This window comes from Dolichospermum compactum NIES-806 (genome assembly GCF_002368115.1).
Classification (GTDB): domain Bacteria; phylum Cyanobacteriota; class Cyanobacteriia; order Cyanobacteriales; family Nostocaceae; genus Dolichospermum; species Dolichospermum compactum.
This window is the reverse complement of record NZ_AP018316.1, coordinates 3,596,582-3,616,995: the sequence shown is the minus strand read 5'-3', so window position 1 is coordinate 3,616,995 and position 20,414 is coordinate 3,596,582. Positions and strand designations below refer to the sequence as shown.

Annotated in this window: 22 protein-coding genes; 12 read left to right on the top strand and 10 right to left on the bottom strand. The window is 38.7% G+C overall.

Features of this window, described 5'->3' with window-relative positions:
• Window positions 1-203: 203 nt before the first annotated feature.
• The 4 genes from CA730_RS17030 to larE form a co-directional block, all read right to left on the bottom strand.
• Window positions 204-410: a hypothetical protein gene (locus CA730_RS17030; protein ID WP_096669087.1), complete on the bottom strand. Its 207-nt coding sequence runs from the start codon at window positions 408-410 to the stop codon at window positions 204-206.
• A 4-nt stretch (window positions 411-414) separates the two neighbouring features.
• Window positions 415-537, bottom strand: coding sequence for a hypothetical protein (locus CA730_RS26115; RefSeq protein WP_269076477.1), 123 nt, complete (start codon window positions 535-537; stop codon window positions 415-417).
• A 30-nt stretch (window positions 538-567) separates the two neighbouring features.
• A complete protein-coding gene (locus CA730_RS25740) occupies window positions 568-846 on the bottom strand; it encodes a GIY-YIG nuclease family protein (protein WP_231939868.1) in 279 nt (92 codons plus the stop codon).
• A gap of 105 nt (window positions 847-951) precedes the next feature.
• The gene (gene larE / locus CA730_RS17020) at window positions 952-1,776 is read right to left on the bottom strand and encodes an ATP-dependent sacrificial sulfur transferase LarE (protein WP_096669084.1); all 825 of its coding nucleotides are present in this window, start codon (window positions 1,774-1,776) and stop codon (window positions 952-954) included.
• 201 nt (window positions 1,777-1,977) lie between these two features.
• On the opposite strand from larE, the gene CA730_RS17015 reads away from it, so the two are divergent.
• The 8 genes from CA730_RS17015 to CA730_RS16980 all read left to right on the top strand — a co-directional run bounded on the left by CA730_RS17015 (window position 1,978) and on the right by CA730_RS16980 (window position 10,087).
• Window positions 1,978-3,240 (top strand): AAA family ATPase, encoded by a 1,263-nt coding sequence (locus CA730_RS17015; protein WP_096669082.1) that lies wholly within the window; start codon window positions 1,978-1,980, stop codon window positions 3,238-3,240.
• Complete coding sequence (locus CA730_RS17010; protein WP_096669080.1) at window positions 3,237-3,932, top strand: retron system putative HNH endonuclease; 696 nt, start codon at window positions 3,237-3,239, stop codon at window positions 3,930-3,932. The genes CA730_RS17015 and CA730_RS17010 overlap by 4 nt, the downstream gene beginning before the upstream one ends.
• A 145-nt stretch (window positions 3,933-4,077) precedes the next feature.
• On the top strand, window positions 4,078-4,413 hold the full coding sequence (locus tag CA730_RS17005; protein WP_096669078.1) for a XisI protein: 336 nt from the start codon (window positions 4,078-4,080) through the stop codon (window positions 4,411-4,413).
• 77 nt (window positions 4,414-4,490) lie between these two features.
• Window positions 4,491-5,813 carry an FADH(2)-oxidizing methylenetetrahydrofolate--tRNA-(uracil(54)-C(5))-methyltransferase TrmFO gene (trmFO, locus tag CA730_RS17000; protein WP_096669076.1) on the top strand — a complete coding sequence of 441 codons (1,323 nt, stop codon included), beginning with the start codon at window positions 4,491-4,493 and terminating at the stop codon, window positions 5,811-5,813.
• Between the two features lie 335 nt (window positions 5,814-6,148).
• Complete coding sequence (locus CA730_RS16995; protein ID WP_096669074.1) at window positions 6,149-7,390, top strand: M16 family metallopeptidase; 1,242 nt, start codon at window positions 6,149-6,151, stop codon at window positions 7,388-7,390.
• 22 nt (window positions 7,391-7,412) lie between these two features.
• Window positions 7,413-8,684 carry a M16 family metallopeptidase gene (locus tag CA730_RS16990; RefSeq protein WP_096669073.1) on the top strand — a complete coding sequence of 424 codons (1,272 nt, stop codon included), beginning with the start codon at window positions 7,413-7,415 and terminating at the stop codon, window positions 8,682-8,684.
• Window positions 8,685-8,956: 272 nt separating this feature from the next.
• Window positions 8,957-9,724, top strand: a complete 768-nt coding sequence (locus tag CA730_RS16985) for a peptidoglycan-binding domain-containing protein (RefSeq protein ID WP_096669071.1) — start codon at window positions 8,957-8,959, stop codon at window positions 9,722-9,724.
• A gap of 9 nt (window positions 9,725-9,733) precedes the next feature.
• Window positions 9,734-10,087 carry a phage holin family protein gene (locus tag CA730_RS16980; protein WP_096669069.1) on the top strand — a complete coding sequence of 118 codons (354 nt, stop codon included), beginning with the start codon at window positions 9,734-9,736 and terminating at the stop codon, window positions 10,085-10,087.
• A gap of 11 nt (window positions 10,088-10,098) precedes the next feature.
• Here the strand turns inward: CA730_RS16980 and CA730_RS16975 are convergent, their stop codons facing one another.
• The 3 genes from CA730_RS16975 to CA730_RS16965 form a co-directional block, all read right to left on the bottom strand.
• Window positions 10,099-10,515 (bottom strand): cobalamin biosynthesis protein, encoded by a 417-nt coding sequence (locus CA730_RS16975; protein WP_330221269.1) that lies wholly within the window; start codon window positions 10,513-10,515, stop codon window positions 10,099-10,101.
• A 141-nt stretch (window positions 10,516-10,656) separates the two neighbouring features.
• Window positions 10,657-10,857, bottom strand: coding sequence for a sulfur carrier protein ThiS (gene thiS, locus CA730_RS25735; RefSeq protein WP_157750013.1), 201 nt, complete (start codon window positions 10,855-10,857; stop codon window positions 10,657-10,659).
• 270 nt (window positions 10,858-11,127) lie between these two features.
• Window positions 11,128-12,165: a thiamine phosphate synthase gene (locus CA730_RS16965; RefSeq protein WP_096669065.1), complete on the bottom strand. Its 1,038-nt coding sequence runs from the start codon at window positions 12,163-12,165 to the stop codon at window positions 11,128-11,130.
• 399 nt (window positions 12,166-12,564) lie between these two features.
• Here CA730_RS16965 and CA730_RS16960 point away from each other — a divergent pair, with 399 nt between their 5' ends.
• Window positions 12,565-14,094 carry a DUF1565 domain-containing protein gene (locus CA730_RS16960; protein WP_096669063.1) on the top strand — a complete coding sequence of 510 codons (1,530 nt, stop codon included), beginning with the start codon at window positions 12,565-12,567 and terminating at the stop codon, window positions 14,092-14,094.
• A 271-nt stretch (window positions 14,095-14,365) separates the two neighbouring features.
• Here the strand turns inward: CA730_RS16960 and CA730_RS16950 are convergent, their stop codons facing one another.
• The 3 genes from CA730_RS16950 to CA730_RS16940 form a co-directional block, all read right to left on the bottom strand.
• A complete protein-coding gene (locus tag CA730_RS16950; RefSeq protein WP_096671598.1) occupies window positions 14,366-15,046 on the bottom strand; it encodes a hypothetical protein in 681 nt (226 codons plus the stop codon).
• Between the two features lie 129 nt (window positions 15,047-15,175).
• Window positions 15,176-17,263: an S-layer homology domain-containing protein gene (locus CA730_RS16945; RefSeq protein WP_096669061.1), complete on the bottom strand. Its 2,088-nt coding sequence runs from the start codon at window positions 17,261-17,263 to the stop codon at window positions 15,176-15,178.
• Between the two features lie 112 nt (window positions 17,264-17,375).
• Window positions 17,376-18,563 (bottom strand): helix-turn-helix transcriptional regulator, encoded by a 1,188-nt coding sequence (locus CA730_RS16940; RefSeq protein WP_096669059.1) that lies wholly within the window; start codon window positions 18,561-18,563, stop codon window positions 17,376-17,378.
• Between the two features lie 215 nt (window positions 18,564-18,778).
• Here CA730_RS16940 and csx18 point away from each other — a divergent pair, with 215 nt between their 5' ends.
• The 3 genes from csx18 to cas2 are packed head-to-tail and all read left to right on the top strand — an operon-like array spanning window position 18,779 to window position 20,352.
• Window positions 18,779-19,054 carry a CRISPR-associated protein Csx18 gene (gene csx18 / locus CA730_RS16935; RefSeq protein ID WP_096669057.1) on the top strand — a complete coding sequence of 92 codons (276 nt, stop codon included), beginning with the start codon at window positions 18,779-18,781 and terminating at the stop codon, window positions 19,052-19,054.
• Window positions 19,055-19,068: 14 nt separating this feature from the next.
• Window positions 19,069-20,061, top strand: coding sequence for a CRISPR-associated endonuclease Cas1 (cas1, locus tag CA730_RS16930; RefSeq protein ID WP_096669055.1), 993 nt, complete (start codon window positions 19,069-19,071; stop codon window positions 20,059-20,061).
• Window positions 20,062-20,070: 9 nt separating this feature from the next.
• Window positions 20,071-20,352 carry a CRISPR-associated endonuclease Cas2 gene (gene cas2, locus CA730_RS16925; protein WP_096669053.1) on the top strand — a complete coding sequence of 94 codons (282 nt, stop codon included), beginning with the start codon at window positions 20,071-20,073 and terminating at the stop codon, window positions 20,350-20,352.
• The last annotated feature ends 62 nt before the right edge of the window (window positions 20,353-20,414 follow it).

The window sequence follows — 20,414 nt, the reverse complement described above, 5'->3', positions numbered from 1 at the left end:
ATTTTAACAAAACAAAAAAATGCAAATTATACAGAGTCTGCAATTTTTATTCAAGATTCCGATTGCAATATTATCGAACTGAGTCAATTTATGGAACAATGATTTTATTCTCCATGACAACAGTTACAATAGTTGCAGATTTGTATATGATTTTAGTGACCATATATTAGTTTTCAATAATACTAATATATATTTGTTGTTTGCTATTGTCCTCGTCCTGGTTTGCAGTCTGCGAAACCTAATGCTTCGGTATCTAGGAAACTAGCGATCGCCATTTCAATAATAGCTTCTACTGGATAGTCAATTTCAGCAGCACGGGCAATTAAAGCTGCTTTGATTTTTTCTGGTAAGCGTTCTAAGATAATTTTAGCGTCAGTAGCGGAAAGTTGCTCTAAAAGTTCTACTTGCATAATGTTACTGCTCACTTGGTATTTGAACGTTGTAAGGAGGTTCAGTAGCTCTGAGAATAATTGCTTCTAATTCCAATAATAGCCCAGGATTTTCCCAATGAGAAATTGCTTGTACTGCAATACGCACATCTTCGTCTCTATATTTATCTAGCCATGCCTATAAAAAAGCTTTGTGACCTCCACTGAAACGACTACGTAGATTTTGTGCTTTACCAATGTAAAGTAATCTTTCCGTTTTGTGTCTAATAGCGTAGATACCAGGACTTCGAGATATGTTATCAAACCTGCGGTTTAAGGGTTGACATTGCTCAAAGGAAGTAAAAGCTATTGCATCTAATATTACTTGAGCCTGAATTTTTAGATCAGATTCTTTTGCGGACATAAAAACAATCAGGGTAATTCCATAAGAATTATTCCACAGTTTAACGTTAGTCACGAAAAGAAAAAATGATAAAATCTTGTTTCAATTATCTTCAGTTTTTAGGGAATATGTGAGAAATTCTTCTAAAGTTGACAATCATCAAGTTTAGAAGAATCAGCCCTAGTTTGTTAATGCAATTTGAGGTAAAACCTGATTTAATTTACCACTACGATAGCCTTCTAAGTCTAAGGTGACATAGATAAATCCCCAGTTTTGAAATGCGGATACTAAAGTTGGTAAATCTGTAGTTGAGACAAAATCTTTAATTTTATCCGGTGATAATTCAATTCTGGCTGTATCACCTTCAGAACGGACTCGTAAATTTTGCCAACCTAAATTTCGTAAATAAATTTCGGCTCTACCGACTCGCTGTAATTTGGCGATGGTAATTTCTTCACCGTAGGGAAAGCGCGAACTTAAACAGGGTTGAGCGGGTTTATCCCACCAAGGTAAACCTAATTGTTGGGAAATTTGCCGAACTTCGGCTTTAGTCACCCCAATTTCTGCTAAAGGCGATCGCGCACCTCTTTCTTTTGCAGCTTGAATACCCGGACGATAATCATGTAAATCGTCTGCATTTACACCATCTACTACATAAGGATAACCCAACTCTAAAGCCAAAGGTTTGAGGGTATCGTGTAATTCACTTTTGCAAAAATAACAACGGTTGACTGGGTTAGATGTGTAATTGGGATTGTCCATTTCTTGTGTTTGGACAACTTTGTGAGATATTCCGATAGTTGCGGCTTGAATTTTCGCGTCTTCTAATTCTTCCGGTAATAGAGAAGGGGAAACGGCTGTTACAGCCAAAGCGCGATCGCCTAACACATCATAAGCAATCTTAGCCACCAATGTACTGTCAACTCCCCCCGAATAGGCTATTAAAGCCTGATCCATTTCTCTAAATAACTCTTTTAACTGCTCTAGTTGTTCTGTCCAACTCATCTTCCTAAAACCCCATAACGCCTAACCACTTCTATTTTAATCATTAGTTATTATTAGATCACCAATATTTTCAAGAATTTATCACCCAATACGTCAACTACGGATTATAATATTCTTCATAATCTATTCTTTACTTGCTACTGAGTGAATTACAAAGATGAGATAAGATGTAATAAACTTCGCTAATTTTTATTGAAAACCATGAGAGTTAAACGACTAAAAATGCAATCTTTTCGCGGAATTAGTGATTTGACAATAGATTTTGAGGAAAAAGAACCAACCGTTTTTATTGGTATTAATGGTGTAGGTAAATCAAGTATTCTTGATTGTTTAGCTATTCTATTATCGCGCTTTTCTAGTGCTATTCAACACTCAACAGCTTCAGGAAGGTTATTTACAGAAGAAGACATAAAAAATGATAAAAATGAAACTCATAATGAAATAATAACTGATTTTGAATCTCAAAAATTTACTTGGTCTTTGACTAAGGTTAAAAAAGGACGGATGAAAGATACAAGTACAAATTTATCTGAAATAAACAAGATTACTGAAAATATTAAACATAAATTATCCTCATCCTTATCTGAGGAATACAATCTTCCTGTTATTATTTATTACTCAACTAATCGTGCAGTTCTGGATATTACCTTAAAAATTCGCAAACAACATTCATTTGAACAAATAGATACTTATGAAAATGCACTCAGTGGTACAGGAAGTGAGTTTAGAATTTTCTTTGAATGGTTTAGAAAACAAGAAGATTTAGAAAATGAATTACGTCTAGAAAATAATCCTGATTATCGAGATAAACAATTAGAAGCAGTTAGACAAGCCATATCTTCATTAATTTCCAATTTTACTAAATTGCGTGTACGTCGTTCTCCTTTAAGAATGACATTACAAAAAGATGGTGAAGAATTAATAGTTAATCAATTATCTGATGGTGAAAAATGCTTGTTAGCAATGGTAGGAGATTTAGCGAGAAGATTAGCTATTGCTAACCCTGGTTTAGAAAATCCCCTTCATGGTTTTGGAGTAGTTTTAATTGATGAAATTGAACTGCATTTACATCCAAAATGGCAAAGAGAAATTGTCCCAGCTTTAACTAGAACATTTCCTAATTGTCAATTTATAGTTACTACTCATTCACCGCAAGTAATTGGAGAAGTTAAACCTCAAGGAATTTATATTTTAGAAAAAATAGAAAATTGTATAATTGCCAAACGCCCTGAAAGCTCCTATGGTAGGGACAGTAATCAAATTTTAGAGGATTTAATGGATGTTCCTGAACGTAAACAAGAAATTAAAAATCGTTTTCTAGAGTTGTTCAGATTAATTGATAATGGTAATATTCCTGAAGCTCGCAAATTAAAACAAAGTCTTGAACAAGATATTGGATATAATGAGCCAGAATTTGCAAGCGCAGATGTGCTGATTAGAAGAAGGGAGATTTTGGGTAGATGAAGTATATTAGAAAGAATTTAGAACCATCGAGTTTTTCTGAGTGGAAAGCTCAAGAAAATGATGATTGGAAACCTACTTGGGAAAACTTTCAGAAACCTGAAAAAAGTGATGTACATAAGGAATTACTAAAAGAACAAGGTTATATATGTTGCTACTGTGGAGTTCGTATTACAATAGATGTTAGCCATATTGAACATTTTCAACCACGTCAACACTACCCAAATCTAAAACTAGAATACTCTAATTTTTTAGGTTCTTGTCCGGGAGAAGGTGATGAACCAGACTGGAAAAATCCCCAAAAAATACCTCCAGCACAAAAACACTGTGGACCGAAGAAAGATAATTGGTATGATGCTGATTTTACAGTTTCTCCCTTATTAGAAAACTGTGCTGAATATTTTAGATATACAGGTTTTGGGGAAATTTTACACAGTAATAATTCTACAATGATAGATGCCGCAAAGGAAACAATTAATAAATTGGGACTTAATCAACCTATATTACAAATATCAAGACGTAAAGAAATTCAAAAGCTACTACCACTAATTGATGGATGTTCTCAGGAAGAAATTGAATTACTAATTCAGGGTTATCAAGAATTTGATTCCAATGAACAATTAACACCCTTTTGTGCTGCAATTATTTATATTCTTAAAACTTATTTTGATAACACAGATGAAAACATGAAATAATGAAGTAAGTAGGTGAATCGAAAAAATTAAAGGTATGTGAAGAAAAGTAAAATCGCCCAAAACTCTCTTCCTGTTCCCTGTTCCCTGTTCCCTTGTCCCAACGACAATTTTTAACGCCAACCTACTTAACAGAGGTAATAAAATTATGGATAGACTAAATTTCTATCGCCAATGTTTGCGAGAACTTCTCACCCAATACGCAAAATATGGCTCAGAAGATCAAAATATGGAAACCCAATTGATCTTTGATACAGAAAATGATCATTACCTTTTATTGCGAACTGGTTGGGATAAAAAACGTCGAATTCATTCCTGTATATTTCATTTTGATATCAAAGATGGAAAAATCTGGCTTCAGGAAAATAATACAGATATTGATGTTGGTGAAGAACTAGAAGCAATGGGAATTTCTAAACAAGAAATTGTCATTGGTTTTCATTATCCTGCACTGAGACAACATTCTCAATATGCTGTTTCTTAATTTGGAATTGAGGATTTAAAATTCTGATCTGCTCTTACTTGTTATTATAACCAAACCAAGTAATTAAAAAAACAACTATGACACAACAAGCGATACAAGTAATTGGCGGCGGACTTGCAGGAACAGAAGCAGCATGGCAAATAGCCCAAGCCGGCGTGCCTGTGATTCTCCACGAGATGCGCCCTAAACGCTTCAGTCCTGCCCATCATACCGAAAATTTGGCAGAATTGGTCTGTAGTAACTCTTTCGGGGCAATGGCGAGCGATCGCGCCGCCGGTCTATTACACGAAGAACTCCGCCAACTCGGTTCTATTGTCATCTCCAAAGCAGATGAACACGCAGTCCCCGCCGGTGGCGCTTTAGCGGTAGATAGAGGACAATTTGGGGAAGATTTGACCAAAACCCTAGCCAATCACCCTTTAATTGATTTTCGACGGGGGGAAGTTACAGCCATTCCCGAAGGTATTGTCGTTTTAGCTTCAGGACCCTTAACCAGTCCCGATTTAGCCGCAGATTTACAACGATTTACGGGCATGGAATACCTCAACTTTTTTGATGCTGCAAGTCCCATTATTGCGGGAGATTCTATCAATAAAGATATTGCATTTATGGCTTCTCGCTATGACAAAGGTGAAGCAGCTTATCTGAATTGTCCGATGAATAAAGAGCAGTATTTACAATTTCGAGAAGCACTTTGTCAAGCGGAACAAACAGAATTAAAAGACTTTGAAAAAGAAACAGCGAAATTTTTTGAAGCTTGTTTACCAATTGAAGAAATGGCCAGAAGAGGTGAAGATACCATGCGTTATGGTCCACTAAAACCAGTGGGTTTATCAGATCCTCGCAATGGAGAACGTAATTATGCGGTAATTCAATTACGACAAGAAGATAAAGCCGGTCAACTTTGGAATATGGTAGGTTTTCAAACTAATTTACGGTGGGGTGAACAAAAACGCGTATTTCAAATGATTCCTGGTTTGGAAAAAGCCGAATTTGTGAGATTAGGAGTCATGCACCGCAATACTTTTTTAAATGCACCACAGTTAGTGTCTGCAAGTTTGCAATTTAAAGAACGTCCAACGTTATTGGCCGCGGGACAATTAATAGGAACAGAAGGTTATACTGCTGCATCTGCAGGAGGTTGGTTAGCGGGAACAAATGCAGCTAGATTAGCGTTAGGGAAAGAACCGCTGATTTTGCCCGTGACAACCATGATGGGGGCTTTATTTGAGTTTATCAGATCCGCTGCTCCTAAGCATTTTCAACCAATGGCTCCTAATTTTGGGATTGTTCCAGATTTGGGTGTGAAAATTAAGAGTAAACCCGAAAAATATGGACGTTATCGCGATCGCTCTTTAGCAAATTTAGCAACTTGGAAAATGGAAAATCTAGCCGTTTAAATGAGACATTTGATGATCAATAATGTAGAGACGTTCCATGGAACGTCCATATCATCAAATTTAGGACTGACGCAAAAAACCCCTCAAACCCTGATTTCTCTGTGTCCTCTGCGTCCTCTGCGGTTCGTTCTTAGTTTAAGATAAAGCTGCATAGAATAAGATATCAAGAATTATTGACCGCAGATGAACGCAGATGAACGCAGATAAATACGGATGGATGATTATTATATGGAGCTTCACATAAAATTGGTATAAGTCGTGAAAATCAAGGTTAGAATAACAAAATTAGATTATGGTTGAAGCTATAAAAATTGTCAAAACAACTAACTAACAACGTGTTTCCCGGTTCAGTTATCAAATTAGATAATGGCTTGACATTCATTCACCAAGAGATATCCACTACACCCGTAGTGGTAGCTGACGTTTGGGTGCGTGCGGGAACTAACCTAGAACCAGAACCCTGGTTTGGAATGGCACATTTTCTAGAACACATGATTTTTAAGGGTACACCAAACCTGCTGCCTGGGGAATTTGATTATCACATCGAAAAAATCGGCGGGGTGAGTAATGCCGCAACTAGCCACGATTACGCCCATTATTCCATTACAACTGCGGCTAATCATCTAGAGCATACCCTCCCCCATTTAGGCGAATTACTCCTGAATGCAGCCATTCCTGACGATGAATTTATCAGGGAACGGGATGTGGTGTTAGAAGAAATTCGTAGTTATAATGATGATCCTGATTGGGTGGGTTTTCAATCTCTTGTTAAAAATGTTTACCAACACCATCCTTATGGACGTTCTGTATTGGGAACTGAGCAAGAATTAATGCAGCATTCTCCAGAAGCTATGCGCTGCTTTTATCGCAGTTACTACCAACCAGAAAATATGACTGTGGTAATTGTGGGGGGAATTAGCGAAACAGCCGCGAGGGAATTGGTAAACCGGACATTTGCAGATTTTCCTCAACGGGATCATTGTCCCCAATTTACCAAAGTTGCAGCGCCGGTAATTAAAGGAATTCGTCGTCATGAGTTAATTTTACCCAGACTGGAACAAGCGCGGTTAATGATGGGTTGGAAAGTTCCGGGAGCAGAACAATTGCGGGCTGTTCATGGTTTAGAATTATTATCAGCGCTGTTAGGAGCAGGAAGAATTTCTCGGTTAGTATCTGATTTGCGGGAAGAAAAGCAACTTGTGCAAGAAATATGCTGTGATTTCTCTCTACAGCAACAATCAAGTTTATTGACAATTACAGCTTGGTTAGAATCAGAATATCTGGAACGAGTTGAAGAGTTGATTTGTAATCATTTACAAGCATTACAAGATCAAGAAATTAGTTCATCAGAACTCAATCGGATTCAAAGGTTTTTATGCAATGATTATGCCTTTTCTACAGAAACACCAAATCAGCTAACTAATTTTTATGGTTATTATCATACCATTGCTAATGCTGAATTAGCTGTTACCTATCCCCAAGAAATCCAGTCTTTCAATCCTCAAGAACTGCAAAAATTAGCTCAACAGTATCTTTCCCCTGCTAATTATGCTGTGACAATTCTCCAACCTTGTTAGTTATTAACCTGTGAAATTAAAAATGCAAACTATTAATAGTCGCTCTCTAATTCATCGCACTGTATTAAGTAATGGCATTGTTTTATTAGTATCAGAAAATCAAGCTGCCGATATTATTGCAGGACGGGTTTTTATTCGCGCTGGTAGTTGTTATGAACAGCGAGAAAAAGCTGGTTTAGCGCATTTGTTATCAGCGGTAATGACAAAGGGATGTGATGGTTTATCAAGTTTAGAAATTGCCGAAAAAGTCGAATCTGTGGGGGCTAGTTTAGGGACAGATGCGGCTACAGATTATTTTGTGCTATCTTTGAAAACTGTAACTGCTGATTTTATTGATATTTTAACATTAGCCGGACAATTATTGCGATCGCCTACTTTTCCCGAAAATCAAGTAGAACTAGAAAAACGGTTAGCAATCCAAGATATTCGTTCCCAAAAAGAGCAACCTTTTGGACTTGCTTTTGAACAACTGCGTCAGGTAATGTACCCAAATCATCCCTACTCCATGTCAGTTTTAGGTGATGAAACAACCATGAGCAGCATTACCCGTGATGACTTAGTAGAATATCATCAAACTCATTTCCGTCCTGATAAGATTGTAATTAGTATTGCTGGACGCATTACAGCAGAACAAGCTGAGAAATTAGTCACAACAATTTTTGGTGATTGGGAAATACCAGATTCCGCTCAACCTCCTCTTAATTTACCGTCAATTACCGCATCACCCAAACCCTGTCTTAAACCCCTAAATACACAACAATCAATTATCATGTTGGGTTATTTAGGACCATCAGTAACCAACCCAGAATATGCAGCCCTCAAGTTACTTGCTACCTATTTAGGGAATGGTCTTTCTAGTCGTTTATTTGTAGAATTGCGAGAAAAGCAAGGTTTAGCTTATGACGTATCTGCTATTTATTCGACTCGACTTTTTCCCGCTTCCTTCGTGGTTTATATTGGGACAGCACCGGAAAACACCAAAGTTGCCTTTAATGGACTTCGCCAAGAAGTAGAATTATTATCTACCACCGAACTGTCAGCAGAAGCATTACAAACTGCTAAAAATAAAATCATTGGTCAATATGCTTTGGGTAAACAAACTAATGGACATATTGCTCAAATATATGGTTGGTATGAAATTTTGGGTTTAGGGATTGAATTTGACCAACAGTTTTCCGAATTAATTAATAATGTGACTACCACAGAAGCAATTACCGCCGCTCGTAAATATTTACAAGCACCTTATCTATCCTTAGTAGGACCAGAGGAAGCAATTCATACAGCTACTTTGTGACATACTTCACACAATACCCTATGCCTTGTGGCACGCTTGCGCGAACGGGTGAGTGTGGGCAACGAGCGCGACTCTTCTATGAAGACATTGACTAAGCTTTAGGACCGTCTAAAACCTTGAATTACTGCGGTTGGGTTGACGCAAGAAAACCCAACAAAGTAAAATCCTGGAAATATGCAGTGATGTTTGATCTTCATCCCCAAAAAATTAACAACTAACAAAGCGATCGCAACAAGTGTAAGATCAGCATCAGAAAATTATACAAAAGTTGTATGAAAAATACTTTGATAGCTAGTATTCCCAACATGATTGCAAATTCTTGGTCTTGCTTAATCTTGTTAACCGCAACACCCGCCTTAATTACTTCTACTGGGTTCATTTCCACAGCCACACCACTCAAAATTGTCCAAGTTAACACAGACATTAAAATTAATCGTCCGCCCCTGAACATGGGTAGTCAAGGTGAGCGAGTTACCGAACTTCAAGCCGCTTTAAAGCTTTTAGGATTTTATGGGAGCGCTGTAGATGGTAAATATCAACAAAGTACAGTCATTGCCGTCGCCCAATTTCAACAAGCTGCCGGTTTAAACCCCACTGGTAATGTAGATAATATCACATGGCAAAAACTATTTCCCAGCCCATCAACTATTACCGCTACCACAGCTAAACCTGCCAGTAGTTTTACAACTGTTCCCACACAACCTGCAAGAGTTACAAAACCACAAATTACCAAACGCCCAACCACCAAAAATCCACAAAATACCAGCATTCAACCCACTCCTCCCGATCAACAAATGCCCGGCATCCAATATACTGACGAAGGATGGCCAATTTTGCGTTTATCCATGAGTGGTACAGAAGTGATTAAATTGCAAAAACAACTACAAAACTTGGGGTTCTTAAATGGTAAGATAGACGGATATTTCGGAATATCCACAGAAACGGCAGTCAAAGCTGCACAAGTTCGTTATGGCTTAAAACCTGACGGTGTAGTCGGTGGTGGTACATGGAAAGTTTTCTTAAAACGCACTTCCCAATAACATTAAACTATGAAGCACTTTATTTTAACTTGGCTTGGTACTGCGGTAGCATTGTTAATTACCTCTAAAATTGTCCCCGGAATTATTCTCACGAGTTTTACTGCTGCCTTAATTGCCGCTGTTGTCATTGGTTTAGTAAATGCCATTGTCCGGCCAATTTTGCAGATTTTAGCATTTCCCATTACCTTAATAACTTTAGGTTTATTTACCCTGGTGATTAATGGTTTAACTCTATGGTTTGCCAGTGCGATAACTCCCGGTTATGGTTTTGAAATTCGGGGTTTTATTCCTGCTTTTTTAGGTTCAATTGTTTTATCAATTGTCTCTGGTATTATTAACCAAATAGTTAATATCGTTGACTAAATATTTAGTTTCTAATCACTTTTAGCCACAGCTACTGTGACTGCTCCCATTTCCCCTGATAATCGAAAAATCTGTTTAGGAACTAATAATATTATTTTCGCAGATGTGATTTTCGAGACTGCAAGCATAGCCGAAGCCTCGGCTACACTAGATGTTCCCACTAACTCAGTAATACTATGATTAGGATGGGGAACAAGGACACTATTTAAAAGTTCAGAACTAAAGACTTTTAAAGGTAACTTTTCTGAGTTACAAAATTCTACTAAACCAATTTCTGAGGCTTTTTTATCAATAGTTGCAATTCCAGATATTTCACTATATATAAGTTGGTATTTTTGAAAAACTTGTTTAATTGCAGTATTAATTAGTTTCTGAGAAACTCCTTTTTGGCAACCAATTCCTACCCATAACATTTTTTTGTCTGCCACATTATGCACTTTGTTTTGTAGTATTGAGTATCCCGCAAATAAGAACTAATTAGCTTAAAATCTGCCGATTTGTAATCCTTAAAATACGGAAAACCTATCATTGCTGGTTATATAGTCCTGAATCTATTCCTGCTTGTTGAATTAACCACCACCAACTATTGTGACTACTTCCAAGCGATCGCCATTTTTGATTTGAGTTTCCGTCCAAAATTGACGATGTAACCCACATTCCGCACCCCCCGGTGTCACAATGGGTTTTTTCTGATTTTTATCCCCATTTAATGTTGTATTTTGTACCAAAACCAAGAAATATTGGTAGGCGATAGCGAAGCGCTGCTGCAAGCAGTTCGCTAAAACCAAATCTCCAAACGACCAATTTTCGTTGTGTGACAGTTTAGGGTGCCGAAGGTAGGATATAAACCAGAAGTAGTCCGCGAAGGCGGACTTTGTTTGTATAGCCGCGATTTCTAATCGCCGGGGTTCTATTGATTTATGGCGTTGCTGAATTGAGGTATGAAATTCCCAAATTGAATCTTTAAAACTCAAACCTCAGTGCGTCTTTGCGCCTTTGCGTGAGACTAAAATTCATACCCTTAATCAGCAACGCCTGATTTATTTGATCCGGTGCAGTTGCGAAAGAAAATACTGAGTTGACAATGTAGGTTGATCTGATTCGATAAGCGATCGCACTACAGCTACCCGTCGCGCTCCTGCATTCATCACATCATTCAAATTATTCATATCTATTCCCCCAATCGCAAACCAGGGAATTTGACAATTTTGGGATACATATTGCACATACTCTAAACCCGCTGCGGCTTTACCCGCTTTAGTCGGTGTTTCATACACAGGTCCCACACCAATATAATCCGCACCTTCGGCAATTGCCCCTTGCATTTCTTGAGGATTTGTGGTCGAGCGTCCGATAATCCGCTGAGTTCCTAGTAATTGACGCGCTATAGCAATGGGCATATCCTGTTGTCCCAAATGGACACCATCAGCGTCCACAGCCAAAGCCAAATCCACCCGATCATTAATAATGAATAAAGCACCGTAATGGTGACATAATTCCCGCAGTCTTGTCGCCCGTTCTAGGCGGACTAAATCATCAGCGGTCTTTTCCCGATACTGTAACAGAGTTAAACCACCTTGAAGGGCTGCTTCGGCAATGGCGAATAAATTATCTGCGGGAGATGTTACCAGATATAAATGCGATCGCCATAATAACTGATGACGCTGATAACCCATCAAATTACTTTCTAGCGTATAAACTTGATAACGCATTTCTTTACAAGCCATACCCATATTTTCATGATAAAGCTTGCTATATTCTTCTAATACCCGCAATGCTTCTTGTACACGGCAAAAATTAGCCTGTAATAGCGATGTAATATCAGCCCGTTGTTCCTCTTGGGGGTGACTTAAATCCGTTCCTGGATCACCCGGTGTATCGCGGGCGGCGCGGATTTCTGCCGTATGCCAAACACCCAACTCTTGGCGCAGGTGTTTACATATACCTGAAAACCGGGCATTATTTAAACCAAACCGACACCATTCTTCAATAATTCGCAAACCCTCACGAGCGCGATCTAAATTAGCATCTAAAATGCGATAAACAGTTTTTTGTGTGTGACTATGGGCTGAAACCATTACAGAACCTCATTTTTAATGTTTTTATAGTAATAGCCAGCCTGATTCATATTTTAATATTTTAATATTTTAGGACTTACGCTATTGAGTAGGGTGGGTCAGATAGAGGAAATCTGTTTTTTTGTCAAAATATCATGTCTGACGCACCCTACAAGGGATAAAATTCATGATACATATTTGGGGAATCTTGTCAATGGGTAAATCCTATATTTTAATATTTTAATATTTGCTAACTAATCGTGGTCAAGTCAAGATCCCCGTCACATCGTGGACATACTACTAACAAATAGTATAAAAATAATTGTATAGTAGTTGCCAGGTAGCTGTTGATATCCAGTCTCAGATCCAAATAGACTTTCAGTATTGTTGCTATAAGTTTTAGAGGAGTTTTATAAAAAAATGATAGTCCCCCAAAAATCTGTGAACACCCGGCATAAATCCCTAAGTCGCTCAATTCTGAGTTTAACAGTTGGTTTAGGAGTGACGAGTACCATACTCTTGATGACAAGTGTAAGTGGTGTATTTGCTCAAGTTCCGAAGGTCAGCGAACAAATACTTCCAGGTGAAAAAACAATTTCTCAGATTAACCAGTCATTTGTCAACCCCAGTACAGGAAATGACAAAACAGGTAATGGTAGTATCAGCGCACCTTGGCGGACAATTAGCCAAGCCTTAGAAGCATCACCATCCAATAGTGTAATTATCCTCTCTTCTGGTACATATAGCACCCAAAGTGGAGAAGCATTTCCTTTAATGTTGAAACCAGGTATAGCCATTCAAGGCAATATTAACAATAAAGGCCAAACTGTGAGAATTACCGGTGGTGGCGAATTTCTTAGCCGCAAGTTTGGTGGTCAAAATGTGACTATTGTTGGTGCTAACCAAGCTAGTTTGAGTGGTGTCACCGTTACTAATACCAATCCTCGTGGTTATGGACTATGGATTGAATCCAGTAATATTTTAGTTCGGGAAAGTACCTTTGCTAATAATACCCAAGATGGAATTGCGATCGCTGGTGATGGCACACCCAGTATTAGTAAAAATGTTTTTGTTCGCAATGGTGCTAATGGCATAACTATTTCTGGGAATGCTCGCCCCGAAATCAGGGAAAATATCTTTCAAGAAACTGGTTTTGGGATTAATATTGCCCAAAATGCTGCTCCTGTGGTGGTAGCTAACCAAATTCAGAATAATAGATCGGGGATTATCATCCAAGCCAATGCTACACCGATGTTAAGGAATAATCTTATTCAAGGTAACAGAGAAGATGGTTTAGTCGTAATTGCCCAAGCTAAACCAGATTTAGGTAGTAGTTATGACCCCGGAAAGAATATCTTCCGCAATAATAGTCGTCTTGATATCAACGCCAAAGCTGCTAAGTTGGTAATTTCTGCGGCTGGAAATAATTTGGTTAGTAGTCGCATCAGCGGTAATGTGGATTTGAAAGGTACAACCGCATCTACAGACAGAATTTCTGGTACTAATCCTTCATTAACATCAAGTTCAGTCCGCAAACCTATCACTTTTACTCCCCCTCAAAGAACGGTAACACCCTTAAAAGTTCAACCTGTTGCCAATCCCAATCAATTGCCATCATCACCCAATAATTCAGCCAATTCACCTCAATTTAATTATACCCAACTTGATTCGGGCGCTATTGAATTTGTAGCCCCTCAAGCCGCCACTAGATCAAACCCCAAAATGTCTACGGCTACTGGTCAAAATGTCAGTTACCGGGTGTTAGTGATGGTTGCCAATAAGCAGCAAGAGAATTTAGTCGTTTCTCTAGTTAATGATGCTTTTCCCAAGGTTTGGCAAGGTCGTAGGGTGATGCAAGTGGGAATTTTCAATAGTCAAGAAAGTGCCGCTAAAGCAGTAGACCTCTTTAATAGCAAAGGGTTAAAATCAGTGGTTGAGACTGTGAAATAAAATGAACACCTACTTCCTGAAGCATAAAATGAGCTAAAAGCTCATTTTATGGTGCAAGTCACAGGAATAGGGAATAGGGAATAGGGAACAGGGAATAGGGAATAGGGAATAGGGAATAGGGAATGGGGAATGGGAATGGGGAATTGGGAATTGGGAATGGGAATGGGGAACAGGGAATAGGGAATAGGGAATAGGGAATAGGGAATAGGGAACAGGGAAATATTGAATTGATATTTTTCTTGCCTCTTGCCTGTTGCCTCTTGCCTTCTTCTCAAAATGCCAACTCCAATCTTTCACCGGTCATGGATTTGAGTTTGGAGGTGAAGGATTCGGTGCGATCGCTCTTTTGGGGCATAAACTGACCGATAGGGGGATGATTGGCTGTTGCTGGTAGCATCAACTGTTGGGCTGGTGGGGGTGAAATTTCCTCAATAACTTGTTTTTGTCTGATATTTTCGGTTAATTGCTGAGAAGAAGGGGCTGGGGCTAGGCTTTTTGAAGCATAGTCTCGTTTTTCTTCTGTTGACTGTAAATTATTATTTATTTGATACGTATAACTCACTGGAGCAGGTAATAGACGAAGATTTTTATATTCTTCCATCCTGATTTCCTGTTTGGTGGGTGGTAAAACTGGTAAGGAGACAGAAGTGAGCCGTTCAGGAAATTTGCTACAAATCATGCGCTCAAATTCCATATTGAAATGGTACGTTGTCTCGCCCTTTCGTCGCCAAAAGGTCAAGATTCGCTGGACAGATACGGCTTTATAACGACCTTGATACAAAGCTTCAATAACTGCCAAGTGTAACCAATGCAGGGGATATTCAGATTGCCATTGGGTAATCAACTCACTGACATTGTATCCGTTAAGATCAAAGCTGTAGTGAGTTAATAACTTAGCTGCTAGTTCTGCAGGAGCGGCGAAAGTTTGAGTGACCGGGGCTGTTGTTAACATGGGCTGTGAGTTATAGGCAATAGGTATAAACATTGCACCCATCGCATCTAGTCTAACGTACTTTTAGCTACATGAGTGTTTTTTTTCACCAGCAGCAAAAGTCATAGGCAGTGTTTTCCATTCTACTTGTCAATTGCTGATATGCAAAACAATATATGGTGAGTTAATAACTTTTGTGCGCTGACTGGCGACTAATGCCTGATACACCATTGCTGCAACTTCGGCACGGGTGGCTTCTCTGGTTGGTGCTAGTAAATTGGGGTCGGGATAATTAACAATAATTTTTTGCTGGGTGGCGATGGTAACGGCTGTGCGGGCGTATTCGGGAATTTTCTCTTGGTCAATGTAGGTCAGGGTTTTTTGAGCAGTTGCCACAAGCCCCAGTCCGTTGACCAGGGAGACGATGACTTGCAGCCGTTGGACGTTTTGGGTAGGACGGAAGGTGCGATCGCTAAATCCGCCTACAAAACCACCTCTGGCTGCGATTTCAATGGCATTAGCTGCCCAAAAATCCTTGGCTATGTCTGTAAATTCTGGGGACGGACGTTTGGCTGGGGGATTAAAGGCGGCCGCAATTAAAGCTGTATATTGAGCGCGGCTCATGACTTGATCTGGTTGGTATGTGCCATCAGCAAAACCCTGGGTTAAGTTCATACTAACTAATGCCCGAATAAATGGTTCTGCCCAATGGCCGACAATATCGGAAAAGGAGGGAATCTCTGTCTCTGGTTTGAGAATATAGGCGGAGGGGAGGGGATTTTCTTGACCGGTGGCGACTAATGCCTGATAAATTAGGACTGCGATTTCTGCGCGGGTAATTTCCCGCAATGGTTCTAATTGATCTGGTTGGGGATAGTTGACGACTAATAGTTTTTGCGTAGCTACGGTGGTAGCGTTGGTAGCGTAACTGGGAATTTGGACGCGATCGCGGTATACCATTAAGACGTTAGGATTACCACCACTTAAGTTTAAACCGTTGACAATGGAGACTATTGCTTGAATTTTGGTGATATTATTTCCGGGTCGAAATGTACCATCGGGAAAGCCTTTCAAAAAGCCTCTATCGGACGCACTGGCTATGGCTTTGGCAGCCCAAAAGTTGGATTTGACATCTTTGAATTTATTGAGTTGATTACTTTCCGGTAGCTGGAATGTTTTGGTGATTAAAGCTGCATATTGGGCGCGGGTAATTGGTGTGGCTGGTTGAAAAGTGCCGTCGGGAAACCCGCTAATAATGTCTTTACTGACTAAGGCTTCGACGAAAGCAGCGGCCCAATGTCCTTCTAAATCAGCAAATCTACTGCTAACTCCGATTTGACTGGGGGTGTCAGCGGTAGCAGCGATGAAATCTATGGCCCCAATTACCTGGGGAATACTTAATTGATTACCGACGGAGATAATTTTTTGATCTGTGACATTTTGTAAATCGAATTTACCCTGTTCTCGAAAAATGTTGTCGGCGGGGTCTTGGGGACTGCCTAAATCGGGAATGGCATTACCGGCGATTAAAAGACCGCCTTGGGTATTGCTGGTGATGAGATTTCGCCGTAATACTGGTTTAGCATCACGAGATAGGGCGATCGCTGTCCCATTACCTGAAAGTTGGTTATTGGCGACTAAAGGGGCGGCAAAGTCACTAATGGCTATGCCTAAGGCATTATTTTGAAATCCATTCCGCAGGACTTCTCCTTTGCTATTCTTGGCTATGACTAATCCACAAACTTTGTTATTAATAAATAAATTATCCACAATCCCTGCTTTGCTATTGCCGGTAATGAAGATTCCTTCTCTAGTACAGTCCTTAAATGTACTATTAGCCACAGTCGGTATTGATGATTCAATCCACACCCCAGTCCCTTTGCCGGCAGGATTTATCACAGTCACACCTAAAAGACTGGCATCACCTAGTAAGAGTAATGTAATATTCTGTATTCCAAAACTAAAGCTTTGATATTCCCCACTGCCGGCAATAATCGTTTCCTGACCTTTATTTGCTTCATTTCCTACTACTAATACTCCCGGTGCAATGACTAAGGGAAATACTTCACCATTGGCTGTGCTATAAGTTCCACTGGCTAACTGAATAATTGTTAATGTTTTCGCTTGTTTAAGGGCGCGGGTAATGGTTTTAAGGGGATCAGGACGAGAACCAGTATTGGCATCGTTTCCTGTCACAGGATTAACATAGAGTGTGGCAACAAGACTAGAATTAACCATAAATTTTTAAACGGGCAGGGTTTTAATGGAGACCATCCATAATTAACCATATTTTTAGCACAATCAGGAACAAGGAAACTGCGATCGCTATTTTGAAATTCCAGTAGGAGATTTATCTATCTCTATGAAAATAGCGGTCAAATAAAGCTTGTGCAGATTGGCGGTGTTGTTCCACTAATTGAGGAGGGGATAACACTTCTGCCTTGTCCATGTAACGATAAACCCAGCGACTAAATTCATTTAAAGACCGAGGTGGTAAATCTACAGTGTATTCTATACAAGTATGTTGCCCAGTTTTATCAATAAATCCAGTGGTAATTTTTTGGTGAGGATGACGAAGTTCCCCTTCTAAAATAAATGCTGATACTGGCGGAAAAAACCGGACTTTCACATTAATTAAGTTGAGAGTTCCTTCTAATTCTAATTTTTGCGGTTCTGGTTCACCTAAATTTAAACCCCAGCCATTTTCTAGTAACTTATATGCTTTAACTAAACTTTCTTTTTGTTTTTCTAAACCCCTAGGCAGGATTTTAATAAAAATACAATGATTATTAAAACGGTTTAATCTTCCTATGGCTAAATGTCCATTTTCACAATATTCATATAGTAAATACCAAGCAATATCATGGTAAATTAGCTGTAGGGGAAAAATCTGTATCCGTCCAGTTCTATTAAAACCATAAAAGTCATTAGTACGAGAAATTTCAATCGCTTCTCCCTTACTAATGGCTTTTTCTAATAATGGCAATTGATGAAATAGTGTATCACGGGTTTCTCCCTGAATTACCATTTCCTCTGGGTCAGTATGAATAATAGCACGGTTAAGATGTTGCCGAGTAGGATAAAAAAAATCACCCTTGAGTTCCATATCTAAGCCACGTAATCTTTTACTAAGAGTTTCATGAATACGTCTAGCTTGAGCATCACCCTGATATTGTGCTTGAGAGGCTAAAGCATTAAATGCTACTTTTAATTCTGCGATGGAAAGCGCACCAGTACCTAAATAATATCCCCAACGATACATCCGCCGATCAAGAATAGCATAACGTCTCAGGGTTTCTAAATCTTTGCGTAGTGTCGGAATTGCTGGATATCCTGCTGGTAATTCTATATCTAATTCTGCCGCTAATTTTTGCAGATATACTTTCACAGAACTAATTGCATCATGATTTTCATTGTTACTGAGATCAAAAAAATCAGGACTACCTATACCTGGATGTTTTAATAATGTAGCAATTAACAGCAGTAAGCGTTCAAACGCTAACCGTTCTCTATAGGGGTGAGTAGGTTTTTTAAGCATGGTAAAGGAATCACTGGCAGGAATTTATAGTAAATTAATCTCAGTGCAAAAAGAAAATATTTAGAATGCTAATAAAACTTGGCTGTAAGCATTGTCAATATTGCTATAGAGAAGATAACTATAATAATTTAGTTTATAACCTTTTTCTAGCTTTTGGCTAATTCTGCGGTTATGGTAGTCAATATCATTACTTTGAAGTCAGTCTTTTTAGCACAATGTATATTTCCCGACGTTCTGCCACTGTCAGAAATGTTTCTATATCTACTGTTAATGGTGGTATTACTTTAGTGATTTTGTTGATTGCACCTTTAGGTTTAGCAGCAGTAATTATTAATACTATATTAGTCACTGTTACTACTTATATAGTTGCCAGTGCAGCTGATAGAGTTGTTTTGTGGTTAGAACCGGAACAGAATGCAGAATTAACATCTTCTGGAAAGGGTAAATATCGTTCTCCAAAGAAATCTAATTTACAACGTTGGTGGCGTTAATAATTGATAATTCTATGCAAACTCTTTATGTTTCTGAGCAGAATTGCTATGTGTGTTTACAGAAAGAAACTTTGCTAGTTAAGCAAGGGGAAACTATTTATGCTGAAGTGCAATTACCTCTGTTAGAGCAAATTCTGATCTTTGGGAAATCCCAAATAACCACCCAAGTTATTCGTGCTTGTTTATGGCGAGATATTCCTATTGCTTATTTATCACGCATGGGTTATTGCTATGGCAGAATCTTACCCATTTCTAAGGGATATCGGCAGTTATCACGTTATCAACAACAATTATCTCCTATAGAAAAGTTGATTACTGCTAGGGCTATGATTAAAGGTAAGTTAAAAAATAGTAGGGTGTTGTTACGAAGACAAAAGAAAAAAAGGGAATCGGAGCTTTTAGAACGGGTTTTACAAAGTTTAGATTATCTAGCTGACCAAGTAGCACAGGCTGATAATTTAGAACGGTTAATGGGGTTTGAAGGTGCAGGTGCAGCTCAATATTTTTCGGCGTTTGGTGAATGTTTAACAAACCCTGATTTTGTGTTTTCCGGTCGGAGTCGTCGTCCTCCAGGAAACCCAGTCAATGCCATGCTAAGTTTTGGTTATCAAGTGCTTTGGAATCATTTATTAGCGTTAATTGAAATTCAAGGACTTGATCCTTATTATGCTTGTTTACATCAGGCTCATGATGGTCATGCAGCCTTGGCTTCTGATTTAATTGAGGAGTTTCGCGCCCCACTTATAGATTCTTTAGTGATGTGGTTAATTAATCGCAAAATTGTTAATTCTGAAGCTGATTTTGAGTTTAAGAATGGTGGTTGTTATTTGAATGATGCGGGAAGGAAGAAATTTCTTCGGGCGTTTTTACAAAGGATGTCTGAAGAAATACAAACTGATGAGGGAATTAAACAACCAAAATGGGATTTATTAACTAAACAGGTGAAGGCTTTTAAGCAGTTTGTTTACAATCCTAGTCATCATTATCAACCATATCGGATTGACTAAAATTATGTTATGTTTTTGTATGTGATTGCTTATGATATTCCCTGTAATAAACGGCGCAAAAAAGTAGCTGATTTATTGGAGGGTTATGGACAGCGTGTACAATATTCTGTGTTTGAATGTCAATTGAGTACAGAAAAATATCAAGACCTACGTCGTCATTTGCGGAAAAAGCTGAAGTTAGAAAAAGATAATGTCAGGTTTTATCCTTTGTCTCGACATACTCTATCTCAAGTGGAAACTTGGGGTGTGGGAATACCTGTGATTGAACCACCTAGTTCAATTATTATTTAGTTTGTTTTCAACAGCATAGTGTGGCGTTAGCCGTGGTTTAGGGAAAATGGCTGAGGTGTTGA

What these genes read in the sequence shown, in the direction of transcription:
- CA730_RS17030 (WP_096669087.1), bottom strand. Translation starts at nt 410, where the DNA reads ATGCAAGTAGAACTTTTAGAGCAACTTTCCGCTACTGACGCTAAAATT.
- larE (WP_096669084.1), bottom strand. Translation starts at nt 1,776, where the DNA reads ATGAGTTGGACAGAACAACTAGAGCAGTTAAAAGAGTTATTTAGAGAA.
- CA730_RS17015 (WP_096669082.1), top strand. Translation starts at nt 1,978, where the DNA reads ATGAGAGTTAAACGACTAAAAATGCAATCTTTTCGCGGAATTAGTGAT.
- CA730_RS17010 (WP_096669080.1), top strand. Translation starts at nt 3,237, where the DNA reads ATGAAGTATATTAGAAAGAATTTAGAACCATCGAGTTTTTCTGAGTGG.
- CA730_RS17005 (WP_096669078.1), top strand. Translation starts at nt 4,078, where the DNA reads ATGGATAGACTAAATTTCTATCGCCAATGTTTGCGAGAACTTCTCACC.
- trmFO (WP_096669076.1), top strand. Translation starts at nt 4,491, where the DNA reads ATGACACAACAAGCGATACAAGTAATTGGCGGCGGACTTGCAGGAACA.
- CA730_RS16990 (WP_096669073.1), top strand. Translation starts at nt 7,413, where the DNA reads ATGCAAACTATTAATAGTCGCTCTCTAATTCATCGCACTGTATTAAGT.
- CA730_RS16985 (WP_096669071.1), top strand. Translation starts at nt 8,957, where the DNA reads ATGAAAAATACTTTGATAGCTAGTATTCCCAACATGATTGCAAATTCT.
- CA730_RS16980 (WP_096669069.1), top strand. Translation starts at nt 9,734, where the DNA reads ATGAAGCACTTTATTTTAACTTGGCTTGGTACTGCGGTAGCATTGTTA.
- CA730_RS16965 (WP_096669065.1), bottom strand. Translation starts at nt 12,165, where the DNA reads ATGGTTTCAGCCCATAGTCACACACAAAAAACTGTTTATCGCATTTTA.
- CA730_RS16960 (WP_096669063.1), top strand. Translation starts at nt 12,565, where the DNA reads ATGATAGTCCCCCAAAAATCTGTGAACACCCGGCATAAATCCCTAAGT.
- CA730_RS16950 (WP_096671598.1), bottom strand. Translation starts at nt 15,046, where the DNA reads ATGTTAACAACAGCCCCGGTCACTCAAACTTTCGCCGCTCCTGCAGAA.
- CA730_RS16945 (WP_096669061.1), bottom strand. Translation starts at nt 17,263, where the DNA reads ATGGTTAATTCTAGTCTTGTTGCCACACTCTATGTTAATCCTGTGACA.
- CA730_RS16940 (WP_096669059.1), bottom strand. Translation starts at nt 18,563, where the DNA reads ATGCTTAAAAAACCTACTCACCCCTATAGAGAACGGTTAGCGTTTGAA.
- csx18 (WP_096669057.1), top strand. Translation starts at nt 18,779, where the DNA reads ATGTATATTTCCCGACGTTCTGCCACTGTCAGAAATGTTTCTATATCT.
- cas1 (WP_096669055.1), top strand. Translation starts at nt 19,069, where the DNA reads ATGCAAACTCTTTATGTTTCTGAGCAGAATTGCTATGTGTGTTTACAG.
- cas2 (WP_096669053.1), top strand. Translation starts at nt 20,071, where the DNA reads ATGTTTTTGTATGTGATTGCTTATGATATTCCCTGTAATAAACGGCGC.